Genomic DNA, 21,388 nt, shown 5'->3' on the forward strand with positions numbered 1-21,388 from the left:
CCCTTTCAACCGCCCCGGCCCTCGATGAGGTGCCGGGGCGGTTGTCTCGCCCGGCGGCGGGTGTTCTCCGGGCGCCGGGCGGTCACCGGGCGGCACGGCGGCCGCCGTGGCCCAGACGCTCAGCGTTTGACCGCGCACAGCAGGCCGTCGCCCACCGGCAGCAGCGACGGCACCAGGTCCGGGCTCTCGCGCACCGTGCGCAGCAGCTCCCGCAGCCGCAGGACCTCCGTGGGCTGCGGACCCGAGTCCACCGTCCGCCCGTGCGCGAAGACGCCCTCGAACACGACCAGACCCCCCGGTCGCAGCAGGCGCAACGATTCGGCGAGATAGTCCAGGAACTCCAGCCGGTCGCCGTCGCAGAAGACGAGGTCGTACCCCGCGTCGGCGAGCCGCGGCAGCACGTCCAGGGCGCGTCCGGGGATGAAGCGGGCGCGGTTGCTGGCGAAGCCGGCCGCCCGGAACGCCTGCCGGGCGAACTGCTGGTGCTCCGGCTCCGGATCGACCGTGGTCAGGACCCCGTCCGGGCGCATGCCGTGCAGCAGGTGGATGCCGGAGACGCCGGTCCCGGTCCCGATCTCCGCGACCGCCTTGGCGTCCACGGTGGCGGCGAGCAGGCGCAGGGCCGCGCCCGCGCCGGGCGACACCGAGCGCAGCCCCGCTTCACTGGCCCGGTCCCGGGCCCAGAGCAGTGCTTCGTCCTCGGCGACATAGGCGTCGGCGAACGCCGAGCTCGTCTGCCGGTTGCCGGTAATGACCCTCTCCTATGTCCCGTGGATGCCTCGGGCGTGACTGTATCCGTTGGGGCCGGGAACCCGCAGATGGGACCGGTCGTTTGAAGGGGTGAGGAAGAGGCGCCGGCACGGGCCGGGGGCAGGACGGGGGATATGGGATGGAACGGAACGCGGGGCAAGTCCTGACGCGGCCGGACGGCCCCAGGCAGCCGGTGTCAAATTCTCGTAAAACCGCTTATCCGGAGCTAACGGGCGAGGTGGTTATGGTAGGGGCTCCACTGGACACCACCAGAGCCGACAGGGGAGGTGCGGCTGTGCCTGTGGATCGGGGAGGAGTGCTGCGGCGCTTTCTCGGATCGGCGGGCAGGCCGAAATCCGTGAACGACACCGCTGCTGACCCGAGCCACGCCGACGGCTTCGCCGCGACCGCGACCTTCTCCACCGACGCGGACGCGCAGGCGTGGACTCCGCCCACCTGGGAGGAGATCGTCAGCACGCACAGCGGCCGCGTCTACCGCCTGGCCTACCGCCTCACCGGCAACCAGCACGACGCCGAGGACCTCACCCAGGAGGTCTTCGTCCGCGTCTTCCGCTCCCTGTCGACCTACACCCCGGGCACCTTCGAGGGCTGGCTGCACCGCATCACGACCAACCTCTTCCTGGACATGGTCCGCCGCAAGCAGCGCATCCGCTTCGACGCGCTCGGCGAGGACGCCGCGGAGCGGCTGGCCAGCAAGGAGCCCACCCCGCAGCAGCTGTTCAACGACGCGCACTTCGACGCGGACATCCAGCAGGCGCTGGACACCCTCGCCCCGGAGTTCCGGGCGGCGGTCGTCCTGTGCGACATCGAGGGGCTGTCCTACGAGGAGATCGCCGCCACCCTCGGCGTCAAGCTCGGCACGGTGCGCTCCCGTATCCACCGGGGCCGCTCGCAGCTGCGCAAGGCCCTCGCGCACCGTTCGCCCGAGGCGCGCCGGGCCGAGCGGCGCGGATTCGTGGCCCGGGTCCCCGCGCTGGGGGGAGGGGGCGCGACCGCGTGAGTGGATCACGACCCGACCCCGCCGCGAGCGGCCTCGCGGAACAGCATCTGGGAGACCGGCTCTCCGCCCTGGTGGACGGAGAGCTGGGTCATGAGGCGCGTGAGCGCGTCCTGGCGCACGTGGCCACCTGCGCGAAGTGCAAGGCGGAGGTGGAGGCGCAGCGCCGCCTGAAGAACGTCTTCGCGGAGGCGGCCCCGCCGCCGCCCTCCGAGAGCTTCCTGGCCCGCCTCCAGGGCCTGCCCGGCGGTGACGGCGGCTCGCCCCTGGGCGACGGCGGCCTCCCCGGCCTGCCCGGACGCTCCTCGGGGGCGCCCGGGGTGTTCGGCGTGCGCCGCAGCGAGCGGTTCGAGTTCGGCTACGTCCCGGCCGGCCCGCACGGCGGCGCACTCGACTCCGACCCCGACTGCGCGGACGGCTTCCGCATCCACCACGTCGGCCGCCCCGACACCGAGCGCTCGGCCTCGCGCGGACTGCGGTTCGCCTTCGTCGCCGCCGGGGCGGTGTCGCTGGCCGCGGTCGCCCTCGGCGGGGTGACCACCGGCGCGGTGGGGGACACGGCGGCCGAGGCCCGCGGCGGCTCCGGCGCCGGCAGCAATGTGACTCCGGCGCGTACGGCGGGCGGCGGCGCGGGCGCGGTGACGTGGCCCGAGGCCGCCCGGCGCCGGGCGGCCGGCCCCGTCTCCCCGCAGGGCCAGCGGACCTCGTCGGGCACACCGCTGGTGCCCACCTCCCTGTCCGCGCCGCTGCTGCCCGGTGCGCAGCCGCCGGCGACGGCACAGCAGCCGTCCGGGGTACGGGCGCTGACGGCGCCGGTCACGGCCGGAGCGGCCGTCCTCTCGCCCCTGATACGCCCGCTCGGCGCCCGCCCGCCGATCTCCCTGACCGGCTGGTCCGCGAACCCGGGGTTCACCCCGCCCGGTCTGCTCGCCGCACCCGCCCCCACCCCGGCGCCGGACCCGTCCGCCACCGCCGCGTCCCGCACCGCGCACTGACCGGCCGCCCACCGGTCCCTGCGCGGTGGCCCGCGAACCTGGTTGAATCCAGGTGGTCGCGCCCATGACACCGGTCGGGGCGCGCAGACGACGCGTGCCGCGGGCACCTGTGGGGAGAACATGAACGAGGGGAAGCCCACGAAGTCCACCCGCCCGAGGTGGTTCAACCGCCCCCGCCCCCCAGCCGCCCCACCGGCCACCGGGGGCGACGCGGGCATCGACCCGGGTATTGACGCGGCCTCGGCCGCCGGGAGCGGCGCGGGCGCCGCCGCTTCGGCCGCCGGGAGCGGCGCGGGCAGCGGGGATGCTTCGGCCGCTGTGACTGACGCGGGCGCCGACGCCGCTTCGGCCGCAGGGGTCGGCACGGGTGCCGACGTCCTCTCGCCCGGCTCCGGGGACGCTGCCTCGGCCGGCCGTCCCGGGGACGCCCCGGCGACCGGCTCGGAGGGCGCTGCCTCGCCGGCCGGCCCCCAGGGGGAGGCCGGTACGGTCACGCCGTCCCTACGGGAGGACCACGAGGGCGACTACGAACTGGCCCGCCCCGCTCCGACGGACACGCCCCGGCCCCCCGAGCCTGGGGCCACCACGGCCGACGAGCCCACCTCGTCGACCGAGCCCTCGGCCCCGGCCGAGACGGCCTCGGCGCCTGGGGGCGGCCCGGCAGGCGCGCCTTCCGGCTCCGCCGGTGAGGCTGTTCTGCCGCCCGCCGCTTCCTCGGGTACGCCTTCCGGCTCCGCGAGTGGAGCCGCCGCGTCCGAGGTCGGTGCCGCGGGCACGCCCTCCGGCTCTGCTGGAGAGGGCGTCGCCGCGCCCGGAAGCGGCCCGTCGGACGCGCCTTCCCGCCCCGCCGGGGAGGCCGCCGTTGAGCCCGTGGCCGGACCCGCGTCTCCCGCCCCCGTCGCCCCGCCCACAGACCGTCCCAAGCCCCTGCACGACCCCGACCCCTACGACACCCCGCCCTACGGCGAACCCGGCCCCTGGGCGCCCGCGCCGCCCGTCCAGCACCCGACGCTGGCGGCGGCGCCGCCAGCGCCCGTGCCGCCGCCCGCGCCCGTGCCGCCGCCCGCGCCCGTGCCGCCGTCCGGGCACGCCCCGGTGGGGGCCGGCGTGGTCGTACCGAGCCCGGCGGGCGCGCTCTCCGCGCCGGTACCGGCCGGTGCGGGTGCGCCTGTTCCGCCCCCCGCCCACCTCTTGGCGGGGCCCGCCATGCCCGCCCCGCACCTGGCCCACCCCCCGGCGGGCCAGGGCGCCCCCGTGCCGCCGCCCGCGCAGCCCCCCGCCGGGCCCGGCACGCCCGCGCCCGCGCAGCCCCAGGCCGAGACCGGAGCCCCTGGAGGACCCCTCGTGCCCGGCGCCCCGGACGCCCCCGCCGGGCACGGCCTCCCCGCCCCGCAGACGCCGCCCGCCGGGCCCGGCAGGCCCGCGCTCGCGCAGCCTCAGGCCGAGACCGGAGCCCCTGGAGGCCCCCTCGTGCCCGGCGCCCCGGACGCTTCCGCCGGGCACGGCCTCCCCGCCCCGCAGACGCCGCCCGCCGGGCACGGCATCCCCGCTCCGCGGCCCGCCCCCACGGGGCACGGCACCCCCGTCCCGCAGACGCCGCTCACCGGGCCCGGCACCACCCCGCACCAAGCCCCCGAGGGACACCCCGCCCCGCACCCCGCCACCGCCGGTCACGGCGCCCCGCACCCCCTCCACCCCCCGGCGACAGCCGACGGAGTAGTCGGAGTGGACTCCGTGGGCGGCGGCCCGGCTGCGGTCGGCCCCGTCGGAGTGGAGAGTGCGCCCGCGGGCGGAGACCCCTGGGGGCGGTACGACCCCTGGGCCGCCGCGCCGCTCCAGGAGAGCGGGGCCGCGCAGGGCAGCGCGGAGCGGCGGCGCAGGCGGGTGCGGCGCGCCCTCGTCGGCGGCGCCGTCGCCCTCGCGGTCGTCTCCGGACTGCTCGGCGGCGTCGCCGGGGCGTACTTCGAGCGCAACGGCGGCATCGGCGCCGTAGAGCTGCCGCAGGCCGGGAAGGAGCCCGCCGGGCGCGCCCCGGACAGCGTCGCGGGGATCGCCGCCCGCGCCCTGCCGAGCGTGGTCACCCTGCACGTGTCCGGCTCGGACGGGCAGGGCACCGGCACCGGCTTCGTGCTGGACGGCCTTGGCCACATCCTCACCAACAACCACGTGGTCGAACCGGCCGCCTCCGGCGGCGCGATATCGGTGACGTTCAGCGGCGGACAGACCGCCAAGGCGCGGATCGTCGGCCGTGACACCGGCTACGACCTGGCCGTGGTCCAGGTCAGCGGCGTACGCGGCCTGACCCCCATGCCGCTCGGCAACTCCGACAACGTGCAGGTCGGCGACCCCGTCGTCGCCATCGGCGCGCCCTTCGACCTCGCCAACACCGTCACCTCCGGCATCATCAGCGCCAAGGAGCGTCCCATCACGGCCGGCGGCGAGAAGGGCGACGGCGGCGACGTGTCGTACGTCGACGCGCTGCAGACCGACGCGCCCATCAACCCGGGCAACTCCGGCGGCCCCCTGCTGGACTCGCACGGCCGCGTCATCGGCATCAATTCGGCCATTCGCAGCGCCGACACCGGCTCCGACGTGCAGACCGGCCAGGCCGGCTCCATCGGGCTCGGCTTCGCCATCCCGGTCAACCAGGCCAAGCGCGTCGCCGAGGAGCTGATCAACACCGGCCGGGCCAGCCATCCGGTGATCGGCGTGACGCTCGACATGAACTACACCGGCGACGGCGCCAAGGTCGGCGCCAAGAGCCACGACGGCGGTTCCCCGGTCGCTCCGGGCGGCCCCGGAGCCAAGGCGGGCATCAAGGCCGGCGACGTGATCACCGCGGTGGACGGCAAGCCGGTCCACTCGGGGGAGGAGCTGATCGTCCGGACCCGCGCCCACCGCCCCGGCGACCGGCTGGCGCTGACCGTCCGGCGCGACGGCCGGGACCGCGAGGTCACCCTCGTCCTCGGCTCCGCGGGCGGCGACTGACCCGCGCGGAGCGGTCCCGCCGACGGAGACCGCCCCGCACCGGGACTCCGGGGGCGACCACCGCCCCGCACCGCCCGGCTCCGCAGCCGGCGACCGCCCCGCACCGAGCGGTCGCGCGGGCGACCACCGCTCTGTACGGACCGGCTCCGCGGGCGACCACCGCCCCGTACCGCCCGGCTCCGCGGGCGACCACCGCCCCGTACCGACCGGCCCCGCGGGCGGTCACCGACCCGTACCGAGCGGCCCCCGGCGGGCGTGCCCCCGGGGCAACGCCGGGCTGCCGTCAGGCGAACACACGGCAAAACTCGTCGTGTACACGCGGTCCGACACCTCGGGACGGTACCGGTCGCGCGCGTGCTGCGGGTACCGTGGAGCCGGCCCGGACCATGGATGGACCCGTACAGACCGGACCGCCCGAGGGCCGAGGACCACGGACATCGCAAGGAGCTTCAGGTGTTCAACGACATAGGACTGCCCGAGCTGGCGACGATCATCGTCCTGGCCATGCTCGTGTTCGGTCCGGACAAGCTCCCCAAGGTCATCCAGGACGTCACCCGCACGATCCGCAAGATCCGCGAGTTCTCCGAGAGCGCCAAGCAGGACATCCGCCAGGAACTCGGCCCGGAGTTCAAGGACTTCGAGTTCGAGGACCTCAACCCCAAGACGTTCCTCCGCAAGCAGCTGGAGACCGACGACCTGGGGCTGAAGGAGATCCGCAACGGCTTCGACCTGAAGAAGGAGATGGCCGAGGTCACGGACGCGGTGCACGGCCGCGACAGCGACCCCTCGCCCTCGTCGCCTTCCTCGCCCTCCTCCGGCGGCCGGATCGACATGACGAAGAAGCCCGAGGGCCCCGACCGCGACGAGCGGCCGCCCTTCGACTCCGACGCCACCTGAGCCGTCCGCCGACGCCACCCGACCCGCCGACCGGCGCCTCCCGCGCCGCCATCGGTGATGTGAGGCGTGTCATACCGTCATATCGCCGTGATCCGCGTCATATCGTCGTATCGCCGTCGTGTCGCGGGCGCGGCACGCGCGGCCTGAACGGGTCCTCCCGCGCCCCACGCGCCGGGAGCCTCCGGGCTGCCCGAGGCGGGGTGGATATGCTGCCGAGTTGTTGTGCGGACCGGACGGGTGCGCCCGAAGGGGGGCGGGCCGCCCCGGTCCGACGAGAGCGAGGAGGCGTCCGGGCAGATGGAGACGACAAGTAGGGCGGTGGCGCAGGCGCCGGCCGGGGAGGGCGGACTAGCCGCCCCCGCCGCCCGGCGCGCGGTCGACGGCTACCTGCTGGCGCCCTTCCCGTGGTACGGCCTCGACGAGGCCTTCACGGGCCCGCGCTGGCTGATGCAGGTCGGCGCCTCCGCCGACGGCTCCGTGGAACACGGTTCGATCGGACACGGCGACGAGCCCTCCGTGCGCAACGAGTTCGTCTCCGGGTCCCCGGACGAGCCCAAGGAGAAGTTCGCCGTCGTCGTCACGGTCGCCGCCAACCCCGTCCGGCAGCTCGCCGACGGCACCGGCCGGCTGGAGGCCACCACGGTCTCCTCGGCGGCCTGGCTGGCCGGGGTGGGACTGCTGTCCTTCACCTGGCCCATGCAGATGGACCACGCCCTGCGCGACGACTGGCTGGAGCAGCAGACCGAGACCGCGTGGGTGCTGGCGGACGACCTGTCCGGCCCCGACTGGTCCACGCTGTCCCTGCCCGTGGACGGCGTCCCCGCCTCCTTCCACTACCGCGAGTCCGAGTACGGCTGGGTCCTCGCCGGCACCACCGAGCAGGGGGTGCACCTGGGCGCGTACGGGCGGGGGATGAGCGCGTACGGGCTCGGCTTCGCCGTCGTCAAGGACATCACCGCCTACGCCTGACCGGCCCGCGGACACGACGAAGGGCGCCGCCCCCACGGGGACGACGCCCTTCACCGTACGAAGCCGTACGAAGCCGTACGCACACGTACTGAGGCCGTATGCACACGTACTGAGGCCGTACGCAGACGTACGAGGCCGCAGGGGCCGTACGGCCCCCGCACGCCCCTAGAACTTGTTCCTCGGCGTGATCCCCAGCGACAGCCCCGAAAGGCCCCGCTGGCGGCCGCCGAGCTTGCCCGCGATGGCGCGCAGGGCCGCACCGGCCGGGGAGTCCGGGTCGGACAGCACGACCGGCCTGCCCTCGTCGCCGCCCTCGCGCAGCCGCACGTCGATCGGGATGGAGCCGAGCACCGGCACCGACGCGCCCGTGGTGCGGGTCAGGCCGTCGGCGACCAGCTGGCCGCCGCCCGTGCCGAACACGTCGACCATCTCGCCGCAGTGCGGGCAGGGCAGCCCGGACATGTTCTCGACCACGCCGACGATCTTCTGGTGGGTCTGCACGGCGATGGAACCGGCCCGCTCGGCCACCTCGGCGGCGGCCTGCTGGGGCGTCGTCACGACCAGGATCTCGGCGTTCGGCACCAGCTGGGCCACGGAGATCGCGATGTCGCCGGTGCCCGGCGGCAGGTCCAGCAGCAGGACGTCCAGGTCGCCCCAGTACACGTCCGCCAGGAACTGCTGGAGCGCGCGGTGCAGCATCGGGCCGCGCCACACCACCGGCGCGTTGCCCGGGGTGAACATGCCGATGGAGATGACCTTCACGCCGTTCGCCGACGGCGGCATGATCATGTTCTCGACCTGGGTGGGACGCCCGTCCGCACCCAGCATGCGCGGCACGCTGTGGCCGTAGATGTCGGCGTCGACCACGCCCACCTTCAGCCCGTCGGCCGCCATCGCCGCCGCGAGGTTCACCGTGACCGAGGACTTGCCGACGCCGCCCTTGCCGGAGGCGACCGCGTAGACCCGGGTCAGGTTGCCCGGCTTGGCGAACGGCACCTCGCGCTCGGCCTGGCCGCCGCGCAGGGCGTTCGCCAGCTCCTTGCGCTGCTCGTCGCTCATCACGTCCAGGGAGACGTCCACCCGGGTGACGCCCTCGACGCGCCCGACCGCGTCGGTCACCCGCTGCGTGATCGTCTCGCGCATGGGGCAGCCGGAGACCGTCAGGTACACGGTGACCGCGACCGTCCCGTCCGCGCCGATCTCCACCGATTTGACCATGCCCAGCTCGGTGATGGGCCGGTGGATCTCGGGGTCGTCAACCGTCGCCAGCGCTTCGCGCACCGCGTCTTCCGTAACCATGTCAACGATGGTACGGCGCGCGGCCGTCGCGCAGGGACCCCCGTCAGCGGTCGTCCATGTCACGTCCGCGCGGGTGATCCGCCGGGAATACGGCATGCGGGCGGTGGCCGTTCTGCCGCTCCTCCAGCTCCTTGATCACATCCTGCAGCTCCGAGCGGATCCAGTCGCGCGTCGCCACCTCGCCCAGGCCCATGCGCAACGCGGCGATCTCCCGCGTCAGGTACTCGGTGTCGGCGATGGACCGCTCGTTCTGCTTGCGGTCCTGCTCCAGGTTGACCCGGTCCCGGTCGTCCTGCCGGTTCTGCGCCAGCAGGATCAGCGGGGCGGCGTAGGAGGCCTGCAACGACAGGGCCAGCGTCAGGAAGATGAACGGGTACTCGTCGAACCGCAGGGGGCGCGGCGCGGCGATGTTCCACACCACCCAGACGATGATCACCACCGTCATCCAGACGATGAACCGCCCGGTGCCCAGGAAACGCGCGATGCGCTCGGAGAGCCGGCCGAAGGCGTCCGGGTCCCACTCCGGCAGCAGCCTGCGGCGCAGCGCGCGCGGCTGGTCCAGGCGCGTACGCTGCGGCCGTCCCGCAGCCGTGGCGCCCACCGGATGCCGCTCGCGGTTGCCCTCGCGCTCAGCCGCCATCGCCGGCCACCCCCTCCCCGTCCAGATGGAACTCCGTCTCCCGCCAGTCCTCCGGCAGCATGTGGTCCAGCACGTCGTCCACGGTCACCGCCCCCAGCAGCGAACCCGACTCGTCCACCACGGGCGCCGCCACCATGTCGTAGGTCGCGAAGAACCCGGCGACCACCGGCAGCGCCGCGTCCGGCGCCAGCGGCTGGAGGTCGTCGTCCAGCAGCGCGCCGACCAGGCTGTAGGGCGGGTCGCGCAGCAGCCGCTGGAAGTGCACCGTGCCCAGGTACTTGCCGGTCGGCGTCTCGTCGGGCGGCCGGCACACGTAGACCTGCGCGGCCAGCGCGGGCGAGAGGTCGGGGTTGCGGACCCGGGCCAGCGCGTCGGCGACCGTCGCGTCCGGGCGCAGCACGATCGGCTCGGTCGTCATCAGACCGCCCGCCGTGTGCTCCTCGTACGACATCAGCCGGCGCATGTCGGCCGCGTCGGCCGGCTGCATCAGGCTCAGCAGCCGCTCCCGCTCCTCCACGGGCAGCTCGGCCAGCAGGTCGGCCGCGTCGTCCGGGTCCATCGCCTCCAGCACATCGGCCGCGCGCTCCCCCTTCAGCTTGCCGAGGATCTCGATCTGGTCGTCCTCCGGCAGCTCCTCCAGCACATCGGCGAGCCGGTCGTCGTCCAGCGCGGCGGCCACCTCCGCGCGCCGCTTGGGGGAGAGGTGGTGCAGCACGTTCGCCAGGTCGGCCGGGCGCAGCTGCTCGAAGGTGGCGAGCAGGTTCTCCGCGCCCTGCCCGTGCTCCTCCAGCGAGAACCCGGTCACCGCCGACCACTCCACCGTCAGCGTCTCGCCCTTGTTGCGCCGGAACGCGCTGCTCTTGCGGCCCTTGCGGACGAAGACCCGGTCCACCTCCCAGTCCCGGCGCGCGGGCAGCTGCTGCACCGACAGATCCAGGACGGTGACCTCCTCGCCGGTCTCCACCAGCGTCACCCGCCGGTCCATCAGCTCGCCGAAGACCAGCCGCTCGGTGGGCCGCTGCTCGAAACGCCGCACATTGAGCACACCGGTGGAGATGACCTGTCCGGACTCGATGCTCGTCACCCGGGTCATCGGCAGGAAGATCCGGCGCCGGGTGGTCAGTTCGACCACCAGACCGAGCAGCCGGGGCGGCTTGCGCCCGACGCGCAGCATCACGACCAGGTCGCGCACACGTCCCACCTGGTCGCCGCTGGGATCGAAGACGGCGACGCCGGCGAGGTGCGAGACGAAGATCCGGGGGGCGCCGGCTGCCATGGGTGCGCCTCCTTTGCGTGCTGCGTGATGCGTACGGCATCTCGTGGGTGGGGTGGTGTTCTCCGCGGTGCCCTTCCCCTGCCCGCTCAGGTCGGGTTCAGGCTAGCCCGTCCCGTTCGGATACGCCCTGGTGAGGGGTCCGGACGGACTGGCTCCGCCGGCCCGCCGCGGCCCCGGTACGCTGCGGTACGCCGCGTCGGGAGCCGCCCGCCGCGCCCGCCCGCGTACGCCGCGCATCCGCGGCCCCGCCCCGCGTGTCCCGTGTACGCCGCGCACCCCGCCGCTCGCGTCAGAAAGGCAGCGCCACCTGTGACTGCGATTCCCCAGGGCCGTATCCGCCGGGCCGTGCTGAGGGGCGCGCTGTGCGCCGTGGCCGTCGCAGCGGGCACGGGGCTGACGGGATGCTCCGGGGACGACCCGGACGCGGGCACCAACGGCGTCGGCAAGCTGCCACCCGCCCAGATCCAGGCGAAGACGAGAACGGCGGCCGAGTCGGCCGGCGCCGTCCACCTGTCCGGCAACGTCGTCAGCAACGGCCGCACCTACCGGCTCGACATGCGCCTGAAGTCCGACGGCGGCACCGGCTCGGTCACCGCCCAGGGCGTCACCTTCGGGCTGCTGCGGGTCGGCGAGAAGCTGTACCTCAAGGCGGACGCCGCCTTCTGGAACCACGCCGACGACGGCAAGAGCGACAGCGGGGCCGCCGGCAAGCTCGACGGCAAATACGTGAAGGTCCCGCAGGGCGACCCCTCCTACCAGCGGTTCAGCGGCTTCACCGACAAGAAGGTGCTCCTCGACGGCCTGCTCACCCTGCACGGCGCCCTGGCCACCGACGGCCACCACGAGGCGTCCGGCGTCCGCACCATCCGCCTCACCGGCGGCGACGGCACCGGCGGCGCCCTCGACGTCTCCCTGGAGGGCGCCCCCTACCCGCTGCGCCTGGAACGCGCCGGCGGCGCGGGCACCCTCAGCTTCTCCGAGTGGAACAAGGACTTCCCGCTGACCGAACCGGCCAAGGACGAGACGGTCGACTACGGCAAACAGCTCCCGACGTCCTGAGCCGCCCGCCGCCCGGGATCACGTGCGGCGGCGCTTCTTCAGCAGCAGCCGCGGCAGCCCCGCCGGGGCCGGGCGGCGAGTGGTCGCCGGAGTCGGCAGCGGCGCCTCGGCCAGCGGACCGTCCGGCAGCGGCACGGTCGCCCCGGCCGGCTCCAGCCGCAGCACCCGGCACTCCCGGGCCCACCGCTCGGGCATCGCCTCGCCGTCCGGGGCGTTGAGCCGCTTGCCCTTCAGCTCCGCCACCGTCTCCCGCCACGCCTGCGAGTCCGGCGCCAGCTCCACGACCCGGGCCGGCCAGGTCACCAGCCGGCCGCCCTTGTCCTTGCTGCGCACCGTCACCTCGGCCGCCGCCCCGTCGGCCAGTCCCGGCAGCGGCTGCTCGCCGGGACCGTCGCCGACCAGGCAGGCCGCGCCCTCGTGCCACACGTGCCACAGGGCGCGGGCGGGCGTGCCGGGGCCCTTGACCCAGATCAGGCCGGATTTCTTCGTGGCCTCCTCGATGAGGGCCCGGTCGAGCAGCGCGCTGGTCATGGCAGCAGGGTAGCGAGGCGGCGCGGGGCCCCGCCGGGCCGCCTCACAGCCAGCCGTTGCGCTTGAGCGTGCGGTGGATGCCGAGGCAGATCGCGACCGTGATGCTCATGATCACCGGGTAGCCGTAGCGCCAGTGCAGCTCGGGCATGTACTTGAAGTTCATCCCGTACACCCCGCACACCATCGTCGGCACGGCGATGATCGCGGCCCACGCGGTGATCTTCCGCATGTCCTCGTTCTGCGCCACGGACGCCTGCGCGAGGTTGGCCTGGAGGATGGAGTTGAGCAGTTCGTCGAAGCCGATGACCTGCTCCTGGACGCGGGCCAGGTGGTCGGCCACGTCCCGGAAGTACTTCTGGATGTCCGGGTCGATCAGCCGCATCGGCCGCTCGCTCAGCAGCTGCATGGGCCGCAGCAGCGGCGACACCGCCCGCTTGAACTCCATGACCTCGCGCTTGAGCTGGTAGATCCGCCCGGCGTCGGTGCCGCGCGCGGTGCCGCCCCGGCCCGGCGAGAACACCTCCGTCTCCACGTCGTCCACGTCGTCCTGGAGGGCGTGGGCGACGGCGATGTAGCCGTCCACGACATGGTCGGCGATGGTGTGCAGCACCGCCGAGGGGCCCTTCGCCAGCAGCTCGGGGTCCTCCTGGAGGCGGTGGCGCAGGGTGCGCAGGGAGCCCTGGCCGCCGTGCCGGACGGTGATGAAGAAGTCCCGGCCGGTGAAGCACATCACCTCGCCGGTCTCCACGACCTCGCTGGTGGCGGTGAGCCGGTCGTGGTCGACGTAGTGGATGGTCTTGAAGACGGTGAACAGGGTGTCGTCGTAGCGCTCCAGCTTGGGCCGCTGGTGGGCCTGGACGGCGTCCTCCACGGCCAGCGGGTGCAGCCCGAACTCCGCGGCGATGCCCGCGAACTCGGCCTCGGTCGGCTCGTGCAGCCCGATCCACACGAAGCCCCCGTCGCGCCGCACCAGGCGCACCGCCTCCTGCGGGGTCAGCGGCGCGGGAGTCTGAAGGCGCGTGCCGTCGCGGTAGACGGCGCAGTCGACGACGGCCGACGGCGTCGCCGGGTCGCGGGTGGCGTCGTACGTGCCGCCGTTGTCCTTGCGCTGCGCCGGGCGGGACGGGCGGACTACGGCACGCAGGTCACGGATCATCGACATGGCGGGGCTCCTTCGTGACGAGCGACGAAGTGACGCCGGGCGCCGGTCGGAACTGCCCGGAATGAGGACGTCCTGCCAAGGGTCTTCCGCCCGTCGGGCAGAAGAAGGATGTTTCGCACGTCCACAAAGCGGGGAGCACCGCACCGTCGCGGTGGCGGGCTTCGTCACTGACTCGGATCAGACGAACCAGACGGACCAGCCGGATCGGACGATCCGGCGGACGAGACGAAGTGCTCTTCCGTATGACGCGCACAAAGGCACGAACGCGAGAGGCGGCGGGTCAGCCGGAGCCAGAACAGCTACATCAGCGGCGGGAAGAGCGGGTGCTACTGCACGGTCGACTTCGATCCATGACAGCCCCACCTCCTCCGGCCGGTCCCTCGTGAGGGACGATCCATACCCTGTTTGAAGGGTGCCCCGTCAGGGGAGTTTCAACGGCGTCGGGACTCGATACGCGACGCTTCTGCGTGCTGCCCCGAACCGCCGGGTAAGACTATCAGTCAGCCGACGTGTCAAGGTGCCGCTTTGCCGGGTACTGACGAGTTCTATGCTCGCGGCATGGCAGATGTTCTTCCTCTGGTCGAGGCCCGGTTGCGTTCCGCACTGGGCGAACCGGACGCGCGCGCGGCGGTCACCTTCCTCGGCACGGACCGTATCGAGGTGCTGCGCTTCCGGGACTCGGACGCGGAGGGCGCCATCGTCCGCTACGCCACGCTCGGCATGTCCGCCCATCCCATGACGGACCCCACGGCCGTGGTCGCCGACCCCGTCCAGGGGCCGCGCGCGGAGCTGGTCCTGTCGGTACGGGCCGGTCTCGCCGACACCGACAAGGTGCTCCGCCCGCTCGCGGTGCTCGGCGCGTCCCCGCAGGTCGAGGGCCTGGTCGTGGCGCCGGGCGCCTCGCTGGACGTGGGGGACGCGCTGTGGCCCGGCGCGCCGTTCACCTCGGTCCTGGTGGCCGAGCCGGGCGGCCTGGTGGAGGACCTGGAACTGGACGCCCCGCTGGACCCGGTCCGCTTCCTCCCCCTCCTCCCGATGACCCCGAACGAGGCCGCCTGGAAACGGGTCCACGGCGCCCAGGCCCTCCAGGAACGCTGGCTCACGAACGGCACGGACCTGAGAGACCCGAGGCGCACGTCGGTCCCGCTGGAGTGACGAACCCCACGGCGTGACGTGAATGCCTCCGGGGCGCGGGCGGCGACCTGGGTGCGCGGGCGGCGACCTGGGTGCGCGGGGAACCGCGCGTCCCGCTGACCACCGCCCGCCCCCGGACGGACACCGTCAACCCCTCGCCCCCGAAGGTCACTTCACAAAGACAGCGACCCCGTCCTCGGTGGCGTGCCGGGGCTGCAGCTCCTCGGCCTCGTGCGCGAGCGCGCCCCTGCGCACCAGCACCACCAGCGCCCCCACCACCGCGGTCGCCCCCGCGACGACGAACGGCACGTGGATGTCGCTCCACTCCTCGATCTTCGGCGCGAGATAGGGCGCGGCGGCGGCCGCGAACCACCGCACGAAGTTGTACCCGGCGCTCGCCACCGGCCGGGGCGCGTCGGACACCCCGAGCGCCAGCTCGGTGTACACCGTGTTGTTCACCCCGATGAACGCCCCGGACAGGATCGTGCACACGATCGCGGTGGTGTGATCGCCGTACCCCAGCACGACGACGTCCGCGGCCAGCAGCACCAGCGACCCGCCGAGCACCTTCAGCGACCCGAACCGCTCCTGCATCCGCGGCGCGACGATCACCGAGAACACGGCCAGCAGCACACCCCACGCGAAGAACACCGCACCCGATTTATACGGCGTCATGTTCAGCACGAACGGGGTGAAGGCCAGAACCGTGAAGAAGGTGTAGTTGTAAAAGAACGCGGAGACGGCCGCCGAGGCGAGTCCCCCGTGGCCGAGCGCCTTGATCGGGTCCAGCAGCGAGGTCCTGCGGGCCGGCTTCGGCTGTTCCTTGAGGAACACGGTGATGCACAGGAACCCGACGGCCATCAGGAACGCGGTGCCGAAGAACGGGTAGCGCCAGCTGGCGTCGCCGAGCAGCGCGCCCAGCAGCGGCCCGCAGGCCATGCCGAGGCCGAGCGCCGACTCGTAGAGCAGGATCGCCGCCGCGCTGCCGCCGGCCGCCGCGCCGACGATGACCGCGAGCGCGGTGGAGACGAACAGGGCGTTGCCCAGGCCCCAGCCGGCCCGGAAGCCGACCAGTTGGCCGACCGAGCCGGAGGTGCCGGCCAGCCCCGCGAAGACCACGACGAAGGCGAGGCCGAGCAGCAGCGTCTTCTTGCCGCCGATGCGGCTGGAGACGAAGCCGGTCACCAGCATCGCGACGGCGGTGATCAGGAAGTAGGAGGTGAACAGCAGGGAGACCTGGCTGGCGGTGGCGTTCAGGCCCTTGGCGATGGAGGGGAGGATCGGGTCCACGAGCCCGATGCCCATGAAGGCGACGACGGACGCGCCGGCCGTCGCCCAGACTGCCTTCGGCTGCCGCAGGAGGCTGCCCGCCCCCGCGTCGAAGGGGTCGTCCGAGGCCATGCCTTGCTCCAATCCCGGGACGGGTCCCGGTGAGATCTCGACGGCAGATAGTTGGTGTATGCACATAGTAAGTTAGCGCAGCTAATTAATGCAACGTGCATCTAGTTCGGCCTGGTGGGAGTGCCCGCCGGACGGGTGATCGTCCTTGACGTGACGCGGTCGGGGTAGGACCGTGGAGCCCTATGAGGGGCGAACCCAGTTGCCCGAAGTGCGGTGGCCGGGTCAGGGCTCCCGGACTCTTCAACGACTCCTGGCAGTGCGACGTCCACGGGACCGTGCACCCGGTGCAGCCCGTGATACCGCCCAGCGTCGAGGCTCTCGGCGTCGTCGTGCACCGCACCCAGGTGCCGGTGTGGATGCCGTGGCCACTGCCGGTCGGCTGGCTGTTCACGGGCGTGGCCAGTGCCGGCGACGACCGCAGCGGCGGTCGCGCCGCCGCCGTGGCCTGCTCGGGGCCCGGCCCGCTCGGCGGCATGGGCGAGCTGATCCTGGTCGCCGAGGAACTCGGCGTCGGCCTCGGCGCGCGCTACGCCGGTCTCGACGGCCCGGACCCCGGCCCCTGGCTCAACGTCGAGAAGCCGCCGGACGCCAAGGTCCTGGCCGGCGGCCGGCCCACCCCGCTGTGGCACGTCTCCGGCACACCGGTCGACCGCGCCGTCTTCGTGGGCGAGGCGTGCGGACTGTGGCTGTGGGCGGTGGTCTGGCCCGAGCAGTCGGGCCTGCTGATGTACGACGAACTGGTCCTCGCCGACCTGCGGGACGCGGGCGCGGAGGTCGACCTGGTCCCGTGCGGTGCCCTGTCGCCCCGGCTGCTGCGGCCGTGAGGCGGGGCTGCGGTCGTGGGGCGGGGGTGCGGCCCTGGGGCGGGGGTGCGGCCGTGAGGCGGGGCAGGCGCCGCAGGGGCGGCGGGTCGCCGCGAGGTCGGTCACGGATTCGGGGGTGAGTGGTCGGTTCGGGCCACGGTCGCGCGGTCGGTCCGACTGGCGTCCCTCGATCTGGCCCGAATCCACCACTCACCCCCCGGGACACCCCCAGCCACCCCTGGGTGTAGGGGGCGGGCCGGGGTGGCGGGTGTGACAGGGCACTCCCGGGCTCCCGTTATCCTTGGGTGTCCCCTTTCGTCCCGTCACCGCCTGGAGTCCGTGTCGTGCGCATCGACCTGCACACCCACTCCACCGCGTCCGACGGCACGGACACCCCGGCCGAGCTGGTGCGCAACGCCGCCGCTGCCGGTCTGGACGTCGTGGCGCTGACCGACCACGACACCACCCGAGGCCACGCCGAGGCCCTCGCCGCCCTGCCCGAGGGGCTCACCCTCGTGACCGGCGCCGAACTCTCCTGCCGTATCGACGGCATCAGCATGCACATGCTGGCCTACCTCTTCGACCCCGAGGAGCCCGCCCTGCTCGCCGAGCGGGAGCTGGTCCGCGACGACCGGGTGCCGCGCGCCAAGGGCATGATCGCCAAGCTGAACGCGCTCGGCGTGCCCGTCACCTGGGAGCAGGTCGCGCGGATCGCCGGCGACGGCTCGGTCGGCCGGCCGCACGTCGCCACCGCCCTCGTGGAACTCGGCGTCGTCCCCACCGTGAGCGACGCCTTCACCGACCAGTGGCTGGCCGACGGCGGCCGGGCCTACGTCGGCAAGCACGAGACGGACCCGTTCGAGGCGATCCGGCTGGTCAAGAACGCCGGCGGAGTCTGCGTCTTCGCCCACCCGGCCGCCGCCAAGCGCGGCCGTACGGTCCCCGAGTCCCGGATCGCCGACCTGGCCGCCGCCGGCCTCGACGGCATCGAGGTCGACCACATGGACCACGACCCCGACACCCGGGCGCGGCTGCGCGGCCTCGCGAAGGAGCTGGGGCTGCTGACCACCGGCTCCAGCGACTACCACGGCAGCCGCAAGACCGTCGCCCTCGGCGCGTCCACGACCGACCCCGAGGTGTACGGGGAGATCACGCGACGGGCGACCGGGGCGTTCCCCGTCCCGGGCGCCGGCGGAGTCTGACCCCCGCCCCGCGCCACCTGTCCACTTCCCGGTACGGGTCTGTCCCCGTGCTGCTTTCGCAAGGCTGTTCCACACCCATGTTCGACGCTGCCGTCTTCGGCTCCCTCTTCCTCACCCTGTTCGTCATCATGGATCCCCCCGGGATCACCCCGATCTTCCTGGCGCTGACCGCCGGCCGCCCCGGCAAGGTGCAGAAGCGGATGGCCTTCCAGGCCGTCTGCGTGGCCGGCGGCGTCATCGCCGTGTTCGGCGTGCTCGGCCACCAGATCCTCGACTACCTGCACGTGTCCGTGCCGGCGCTCATGATCGCCGGCGGACTGCTCCTGCTGCTCATCGCGCTCGACCTGCTCACCGGCAAGACCGACGAGCCCAAGGCGACCAAGGACGTCAATGTCGCCCTGGTCCCGCTGGGCATGCCGCTGCTGGCCGGCCCCGGCGCGATCGTCTCCGTCATCCTCGCCGTCCAGAAGGCCGACAGCGTCGCCACGCAGATCTCGGTGTGGTCGGCGATCCTCGCCATCCATGTCGTGCTGTGGCTGGTGATGCGCTACTCGCTGCTGATCATCCGGGTCATCAAGGACGGCGGCGTGGTCCTGGTGACGCGGCTGGCGGGCATGATGCTCTCCGCGATCGCCGTCCAGCAGATCATCAACGGGATCACCCAGGTGGTCCGCGGCGGCTGAGCCCGCCGGACGCCCGGGCGGCCCCGGGCGTCCGGCCCACGGCACGAAGCCCCCGTACGGCCGGTCGCCGTACGGGGGCTTCGAAGCTTGTGGAGCGGACCCGCTGTTATGAGGCCGGGGTGTCGGCCGGGCGGATCCAGAGTCGCTGGCCGATCGCGGCGGCCTGCTGAACGATCCGGTTGACGGAGGCGGCGTCCACGACGGTGGTGTCCACGGTGGTCCCGTCGACCTCGTCGAGTCGCATGATCTCGAAGCGCATGGGGCTTCTCCCTTCGTCTGGTCATCCTCCTGCGGAGAATTACTAGTGATGGAGGCGCAGGGGCGTCGGTGCCCGTGTTCCATACGTATCTAACGGGCCGCACGTCACAAACATTCCCTACGCTAAATAAATTTTTCGAACGTCTAATTACCCACCGGTAGCACCGCCTCCCGACCGGGATCGGGAGGGTTGCGTCCGTCGACCGACCGGGACCGGTTGTGTTCGCAGTGTGACCACCGGGACAATGGCAGGGATGAACGAGGCCATGAACCAGGACCCCGCGGCGCTGGCCGCCCGCATCGACCGCACCAACGAGCTGCTGGAGCGCATGCTCGCCGAGGTGGCCAAGACCCCCTCGACCCATGCGATCTTCGTCGATGCCGGGTACCTCTACGCCGCCGCGGGCCGGCTGGTGGCCGGGACCGAGGACCGCCGTGCCTTCGACCTGGACGCCGAGGGCCTGATCGACGCGCTCATCGACCGCGCCCGCACGGTCTTCGCCGACAGCCGGCTGCTGCGCGTCTACTGGTACGACGGCGCCCGGCGCCGTATCCACACCGCCGAGCAGCAGTCCATCGCCGAACTGCCCGACGTCAAAGTCCGCCTCGGCAACCTCAACGCCAACAACCAGCAGAAGGGCGTCGACTCCCTCATCCGCTCCGACCTGGAGTCCCTGGCCCGGCACCGCGCCATCAGCGACGCCGCGCTGCTCGGCGGCGACGAGGACCTGGTCTCGGCCGTCGAGGCCGCCCAGGGCTACGGCGCCCGGGTCCACCTGTGGGGCATCGAGGCGCCCGAGGGCCGCAACCAGGCCGAGCCGCTGCTGTGGGAGGTCGACAGCCAGCGCACCCTCGACCTCGACTTCTTCAAGCCCTACGTCTCCCGGCGCACCGCGGTCACCTACGACCCGACCGGCACGGCCCGCCCCACCCGCGAGGACGTCCGCTTCGTCGGCGCGCAGATCGCCGCCAAGTGGCTCATGGAGCGCGGCCGGGACACCGTGCTCGAACTCCTGCCCGGCCATCCGTATCTGCCCGGCTCCGTCGACCAGGACCTCCTGGTCGAGGCCGAGGGCCTGCTGCGGTACTCGCTGCGCGGCCAGGCGGACCTGCGGCGCGCCCTGCGCGACGGCTTCTGGGACCACCTCCAGGCGCAGTACTAGCGGTACGGGCGCGGTCCCGCGCTACGGGACGCCGGGGCTCAGCACCCGTCCCAGAAGTCGGCCAGGGCGTGGGCGGTGGGCAGCGGGCGGTCGCAGTTGGGGGAGTGCTCGGCGCCCTCGATCACCGTGCGCCGTGCGCCGAGCCGTACGGCCATGTCGTCCAGGAGCGGCACCGGCCAGGTGTCGTCGTGCGCGCCCGACAGCACATGGAACGGCAGCCCCGTCGCCGTGAGTTCGGCGACCCGGTCCGGCTCGGTGCACAACTGGCTTCCGGTGGCCAGGAGTTGAGCGGGGCTGTTGGCGAGCCAGCGGCGGCGCAGGTCCGCCCGGTCGGCGAGCCCGGCGTCCAGACCGGCGTCGGTCTCCTCGGGCGGCTCCATCGCCTGGATGGCCTCCCACACCTCGGCCATCGTCAGCACCCCGAGCGCGTCCCGCAGCAGCTTCACGCGCTGCTGCTGCGGCTCGGAGACTCGGGCCGGTCCGGAGGACATGAGCGTGAGCGAGCGGAACGGGGCGTGGTCCAGCAGCACCGCCGCCCGCGCGATCTGCCCGCCGAGCGAGTGCCCGACCAGGTGCAGGGAAACGCCGAGCGCCTCGGCCTGGGCGAGGACGTCCCGCGCGAGTTCCTCCTGCGCGTACGCCGAGGCGTCGTCCACCGGCCCGGCCGACTCGAACTGACCGCGTCCGTCCACGGCGACCGTGCGGTAGCCGCGCGCCGCCAGCGGCTCGTGCAGCGGGTTGAAGTCCTCCTTGCTGCCGGTGAACCCGGGCAGCAGCAGCGCGACGCCTTTCGGCTCGACCCCGCCCGCCACGGGCGCGTCGACCACGGCGAACTCCCCCCGCACGGTACGCAGCCGGTACGCCCGCGCACCCGCGGGCGGAACAAAGGAAGGAGGCCTGCTCATGCCAGGAGGCTACCGGCCCCGAGGGCCGGGCCGGATCGGCCGCCTGTCGTGGGGCGCCGGGTCTCGGCCAGGAGCGGGGCGGCGGATCGGTCCGGGGCCTGCTCTCCTTCGTGGGGCCAGGGGACGCGGCCCGGTGGTGGCGGAGAAGAGGAACGGGCCGGAGGCCTGCGGAACGCTCGCGCGGGAGCGAGGAGAGGCCGTCCGGCGGGGCGCCGAGGAGATCTCGGTGTGGACGGACCGCACAAGGGGTTGATC

20 protein-coding genes are annotated in these 21,388 nt (G+C 73.5%); 11 read left to right on the plus strand and 9 right to left on the minus strand.

The genetic code is table 11. From position 1 onward, the window contains the following. Nucleotides 1-119: 119 nt before the first annotated feature. The gene (locus K7787_RS04755) at nt 120-752 is read right to left on the minus strand and encodes an O-methyltransferase (RefSeq protein ID WP_086025494.1); all 633 of its coding nucleotides are present in this window, start codon (nt 750-752) and stop codon (nt 120-122) included. A 314-nt stretch (nt 753-1,066) separates the two neighbouring features. Between K7787_RS04755 and sigE the strand changes: the two genes are divergently transcribed. From sigE to K7787_RS04780, 5 genes are all read left to right on the plus strand, one after another. Next, complete coding sequence (gene sigE / locus K7787_RS04760) at nt 1,067-1,771, plus strand: RNA polymerase sigma factor SigE (protein ID WP_078512095.1); 705 nt, start codon at nt 1,067-1,069, stop codon at nt 1,769-1,771. Next, nucleotides 1,768-2,763 carry an anti-sigma factor family protein gene (locus K7787_RS04765; protein ID WP_223000586.1) on the plus strand — a complete coding sequence of 332 codons (996 nt, stop codon included), beginning with the start codon at nt 1,768-1,770 and terminating at the stop codon, nt 2,761-2,763. Before sigE ends, K7787_RS04765 begins: the two co-directional genes overlap by 4 nt. Nucleotides 2,764-3,969: 1,206 nt before the next feature. Continuing rightward, nucleotides 3,970-5,751, plus strand: coding sequence for a trypsin-like peptidase domain-containing protein (locus tag K7787_RS31575; RefSeq protein WP_372456603.1), 1,782 nt, complete (start codon nt 3,970-3,972; stop codon nt 5,749-5,751). Between the two features lie 453 nt (nt 5,752-6,204). Beyond that, nucleotides 6,205-6,648 (plus strand): sec-independent translocase, encoded by a 444-nt coding sequence (locus K7787_RS04775; protein WP_009190470.1) that lies wholly within the window; start codon nt 6,205-6,207, stop codon nt 6,646-6,648. A gap of 297 nt (nt 6,649-6,945) precedes the next feature. Then, on the plus strand, nt 6,946-7,617 hold the full coding sequence (locus K7787_RS04780) for a hypothetical protein (RefSeq protein ID WP_027757768.1): 672 nt from the start codon (nt 6,946-6,948) through the stop codon (nt 7,615-7,617). Between the two features lie 165 nt (nt 7,618-7,782). Here the strand turns inward: K7787_RS04780 and K7787_RS04785 are convergent, their stop codons facing one another. The 3 genes from K7787_RS04785 to K7787_RS04795 are packed head-to-tail and all read right to left on the minus strand — an operon-like array spanning nt 7,783 to nt 10,832. Next, nucleotides 7,783-8,916 carry an Mrp/NBP35 family ATP-binding protein gene (locus K7787_RS04785; RefSeq protein WP_009190472.1) on the minus strand — a complete coding sequence of 378 codons (1,134 nt, stop codon included), beginning with the start codon at nt 8,914-8,916 and terminating at the stop codon, nt 7,783-7,785. A gap of 43 nt (nt 8,917-8,959) precedes the next feature. After that, the gene (locus tag K7787_RS04790; protein WP_169437792.1) at nt 8,960-9,556 is read right to left on the minus strand and encodes a DUF1003 domain-containing protein; all 597 of its coding nucleotides are present in this window, start codon (nt 9,554-9,556) and stop codon (nt 8,960-8,962) included. Then, nucleotides 9,546-10,832, minus strand: coding sequence for a magnesium transporter MgtE N-terminal domain-containing protein (locus K7787_RS04795; protein WP_009190474.1), 1,287 nt, complete (start codon nt 10,830-10,832; stop codon nt 9,546-9,548). The genes K7787_RS04790 and K7787_RS04795 overlap by 11 nt, the downstream gene beginning before the upstream one ends. A 309-nt stretch (nt 10,833-11,141) precedes the next feature. Between K7787_RS04795 and K7787_RS04800 the strand changes: the two genes are divergently transcribed. Further along, a complete protein-coding gene (locus K7787_RS04800) occupies nt 11,142-11,891 on the plus strand; it encodes a hypothetical protein (RefSeq protein WP_223000587.1) in 750 nt (249 codons plus the stop codon). Nucleotides 11,892-11,909: 18 nt separating this feature from the next. Here the strand turns inward: K7787_RS04800 and K7787_RS04805 are convergent, their stop codons facing one another. Then, a complete protein-coding gene (locus K7787_RS04805) occupies nt 11,910-12,422 on the minus strand; it encodes a hypothetical protein (RefSeq protein ID WP_223000588.1) in 513 nt (170 codons plus the stop codon). 43 nt (nt 12,423-12,465) lie between these two features. Then, a complete protein-coding gene (locus K7787_RS04810) occupies nt 12,466-13,584 on the minus strand; it encodes a magnesium and cobalt transport protein CorA (RefSeq protein WP_043261259.1) in 1,119 nt (372 codons plus the stop codon). Nucleotides 13,585-14,142: 558 nt separating this feature from the next. Between K7787_RS04810 and K7787_RS04815 the strand changes: the two genes are divergently transcribed. Next, nucleotides 14,143-14,739, plus strand: a complete 597-nt coding sequence (locus K7787_RS04815; RefSeq protein ID WP_009190478.1) for a suppressor of fused domain protein — start codon at nt 14,143-14,145, stop codon at nt 14,737-14,739. Between the two features lie 147 nt (nt 14,740-14,886). On the opposite strand, the gene K7787_RS04820 is transcribed toward K7787_RS04815, so the two are convergent. Continuing rightward, entirely contained in the window at nt 14,887-16,119 is a 1,233-nt protein-coding gene (locus tag K7787_RS04820) for an MFS transporter (RefSeq protein WP_223000589.1), read from the minus strand. A gap of 182 nt (nt 16,120-16,301) precedes the next feature. On the opposite strand from K7787_RS04820, the gene K7787_RS04825 reads away from it, so the two are divergent. The 3 genes from K7787_RS04825 to K7787_RS04835 all read left to right on the plus strand — a co-directional run bounded on the left by K7787_RS04825 (nt 16,302) and on the right by K7787_RS04835 (nt 18,807). Further along, nucleotides 16,302-16,943, plus strand: a complete 642-nt coding sequence (locus K7787_RS04825; protein ID WP_009190480.1) for a DUF6758 family protein — start codon at nt 16,302-16,304, stop codon at nt 16,941-16,943. 323 nt (nt 16,944-17,266) lie between these two features. Then, nucleotides 17,267-18,124 carry a PHP domain-containing protein gene (locus K7787_RS04830; protein WP_009190481.1) on the plus strand — a complete coding sequence of 286 codons (858 nt, stop codon included), beginning with the start codon at nt 17,267-17,269 and terminating at the stop codon, nt 18,122-18,124. A gap of 77 nt (nt 18,125-18,201) precedes the next feature. Next, entirely contained in the window at nt 18,202-18,807 is a 606-nt protein-coding gene (locus K7787_RS04835) for a MarC family protein (RefSeq protein WP_009190482.1), read from the plus strand. 106 nt (nt 18,808-18,913) lie between these two features. Here the strand turns inward: K7787_RS04835 and K7787_RS04840 are convergent, their stop codons facing one another. Then, nucleotides 18,914-19,066 (minus strand): DUF8834 family protein, encoded by a 153-nt coding sequence (locus K7787_RS04840; protein ID WP_019980331.1) that lies wholly within the window; start codon nt 19,064-19,066, stop codon nt 18,914-18,916. A 253-nt stretch (nt 19,067-19,319) separates the two neighbouring features. Between K7787_RS04840 and K7787_RS04845 the strand changes: the two genes are divergently transcribed. Then, complete coding sequence (locus K7787_RS04845) at nt 19,320-20,228, plus strand: NYN domain-containing protein (protein ID WP_019980332.1); 909 nt, start codon at nt 19,320-19,322, stop codon at nt 20,226-20,228. A 38-nt stretch (nt 20,229-20,266) separates the two neighbouring features. Here the strand turns inward: K7787_RS04845 and K7787_RS04850 are convergent, their stop codons facing one another. Further along, nucleotides 20,267-21,133, minus strand: coding sequence for an alpha/beta fold hydrolase (locus K7787_RS04850; protein WP_223000590.1), 867 nt, complete (start codon nt 21,131-21,133; stop codon nt 20,267-20,269). Nucleotides 21,134-21,388: the final 255 nt, after the last annotated feature.

Source organism: Streptomyces sennicomposti, from assembly GCF_019890635.1.
Taxonomy (GTDB): domain Bacteria; phylum Actinomycetota; class Actinomycetes; order Streptomycetales; family Streptomycetaceae; genus Streptomyces; species Streptomyces sennicomposti.